The organism is Paraburkholderia franconis, from assembly GCF_009362735.1.
GTDB classification, from domain to species: Bacteria; Pseudomonadota; Gammaproteobacteria; order Burkholderiales; family Burkholderiaceae; genus Paraburkholderia; species Paraburkholderia franconis.
Genome location: NZ_WHNP01000222.1, coordinates 1 through 1,219 on the forward strand (window position 1 = coordinate 1; position 1,219 = coordinate 1,219).

Here is a 1,219-nt window from a genome sequence, read left to right on the forward strand (position 1 = left end):
CCAACGATCTGTCATCAATCATCGCGGTTCTCGCCTCGTTCCACGAGGACTTGCAAGGGGTCGTGGTGGAATCAACCTACAACTGGTACTGGCTTGTCGATGGCTTGATGGCAGCGGGTTTTGCCGTTCACCTCGCAAATACCGCTGCCATCAAGCAGTACGAGGGCCTGAAGTACGCAGGTRATGAACGAGACGCCGTGTTTCTCGCGCATCTCTTCCGGCTTGGGCTTCTCCCAGAAGGTTACATCTATCCGCCGGAGGAGCGGGGCCTGCGTGATCTCGCCCGCAAGCGCATGCARCTCGTTCAGCAAAGCACACTGAACACTCTCAGTATCGAGAACATCCTCGCCCGACAACTGAATCTGCGGCTCAATGCAGAGCAGGTCCGCCATCTCGATAGCGCGTCTGTCAGCGCATTCGGTTTGCCGACGCATATTGAGAGCGCCCTGGCGGCAAATCTCGCGGTCCTGTGCACCCTACAAGCCCAGATCAGGGTGATCGAGTCGATACTTCGTCGCGAGGTAAAACTGCGTCCCGAATTCGCGATACTGAAAACCGCGCCTGGTATCGGAGTCACACTCGCGACCACCATCATGTTGGAAACGGGCACCATTACCCGCTTCCGCACTGTCGGCCAGTTCAGCTCGTATTGCCGGTGCGTTGAAAGCAGGCGGGTCTCAAACGGCAGGAAGAAAGGCGAAGGCAATGCCAAGAACGGCAACAAGTATCTTTCGTGGGCCTTTATCGAAGCTGCGGCTGTTGCCATGCGCAGCTGTCCGGAGGCGAGACGCTTCTATGAGCGCAAGAAAGCCCGGCGCATGTCCGTGGTCGCCATGAAGGCGCTCGCGCACAAGCTTGCGCGCGCGGCTTTCTACATGTTGCGAGATGGCAAACCATTCGAGGTGACCAAATGCTTTGGTTAGATCCGGCGGGGCCGTGAGCCCGGTAATTCTGTTGGCGTGAACCCAAGGTAGTGATTGCGCCACGCGCTCCCGCCGTCCTCCACGAGCGACCAACTGGGATGCCCAGACCATGAGCCGAGATGAGCCTGGCACTGCTGACGCAGCAAGCCGATCATTGGTGAATACTCCCATGGACACCGGTCTGGTACCGATGGTTTTCTGGGGCTCTACCAGAGCCACGGGCGAAAGCCAGCACACCGGCCCTCGCCTTGATCCCGATGGATGACTGGTGCAGATCAGCTCTGCAACCAGGCGAG

General features: G+C 58.6%; 1 protein-coding gene. It reads left to right on the forward strand.

All coding sequences use genetic code 11. The annotated features are described in order from the left end of the window. A partial coding sequence (locus tag GCT13_RS47765) for an IS110 family RNA-guided transposase (RefSeq protein WP_152768440.1) occupies positions 1–923 on the forward strand: 923 nt, incomplete at its 5' end. Positions 924–1,219 lie beyond the last annotated feature (296 nt).